This window comes from Streptomyces sp. NPDC017529 (assembly GCF_044329785.1).
In the GTDB taxonomy this organism is placed as follows: domain Bacteria; phylum Actinomycetota; class Actinomycetes; order Streptomycetales; family Streptomycetaceae; genus Streptomyces.
In genome coordinates this window covers 1-1,388 of the sequence record NZ_JBIRJY010000057.1, presented here as the reverse complement: position 1 = coordinate 1,388, position 1,388 = coordinate 1, and the positions used below count along the sequence as shown (strand labels likewise).

The following is a 1,388-nucleotide window of genomic DNA, read 5'->3' as shown; positions in this document are numbered from 1 at the left end:
GTGTTGCCGGTGGTGCCGTGGGTGGTGTCGGGTCGGTCGGCTGCTGGGCTGGTGGGGCAGGCTGAGCGGTTGGCGGAGTTTGTCGAGCGGCGTCCTGATACGGATGCGGGCGATGTGGCGTGGTCGCTGGCCTCTCTGCGTGGGGTGTTGGAGCACCGGGCTGTGGTCCTGGGAGCGAGCCGCGAGGAACTGACGGCCGGAATGTGGGCGTTGGCTGCGGGGCGTGAGGTTCCGGGGGTGGTGTCCGGGGCGTCGGCTGGTGGTGTGGGCAAGGTCGGTTTCGTGTTCACGGGGCAGGGTGCCCAGCGGGTGGGTATGGGTCAGGGGCTGTATGCGGCGTTCCCGGTCTTCGCTGAGGCCTTCGATGCCGTGTGCGCGGGCTTGGCCGAGCATCTGGACGGTTCGTTGGCGGCGGTGATCCGTGGTGAGGGCGAGGCGTCCTGGCCGGGTGAGGGCCGGCTTGACGAGACGGTGTGGGCGCAGTCCGGCTTGTTTGCGGTTGAGGTGGCGCTGTTTCGGTTGTTGGAGTCGTGGGGTGTGTGTCCGCAGGTGGTGGCGGGGCATTCGATTGGTGAGCTGGCGGCTGCGTATGTGGCGGGGGTGTGGTCGCTGGAGGATGCGTGTGCGGTGGTGGCCGCACGTGGGCGGCTGATGCAGGAGTTGCCGGCCGGTGGCGCGATGGTGGCGGTCGAGGCCAGCGAGGAGCGGGTTCTTGAGGTGATCGCGGGTCGTCCTGGCGCGGGTATTGCGGCGGTCAACGGCCCGAAGGCGGTGGTGATGTCCGGCGTGGAGGACGAGGTGCTTGCTGCGGCGGAAGAGCTCGCGCAGGCCGGCGCCCGTACGAGTCGTCTGCGGGTCTCGCATGCCTTCCACTCGCCGTTGATGGAACCGATGCTGGAGCGCTTCGCTGAAGTGGTCGGTGCGGTCAGCTATCAAGCGCCGAAACTGACGTTGGTATCCGCCCTGACCGGGGGCATGGTGACCGAGGAAGTCACGGAACCTGCGTACTGGGTGCGGCATGTCCGCGAAGCGGTCCGCTTTGCCGACGCGGCCTGCGCGCTGCGGGACAGCGGTGTGCGGACGTTTGTGGAGATCGGTCCGGACGGTGTGCTCTCGGGCATGGGCCCGCAGAGCCGTACGGACGCCGACGGAGCAGCTGAGGTCTGGCTGCCGGTGCTGCGCCGTGGCCGGGACGAACCCCGCGCGCTGCTCACGGCGCTGGCGAAGCTGTTCGTACGGGGGCTCGCGGTGGAGTGGGGGAAGGTCTTCGCGGGTACGGGTGCGCAGCGGATCGACCTGCCCACGTATGCCTTCCAGCGGCAGCGGTACTGGCTGCCGGGTGGTTCCGGCGCGGTGGATGCGGCGGGGCTGGGTCAGTTTCCCGCGCG

At 69.5% G+C, this 1,388-nt stretch carries 1 protein-coding gene; it reads left to right on the top strand.

What is annotated here, in order from left to right:
• Positions 1–69: 69 nt before the first annotated feature.
• The coding region (locus ACH4K4_RS38685; protein WP_398175077.1) for an acyltransferase domain-containing protein at positions 70–1,388 on the top strand (1,319 nt) is incomplete at its 3' end.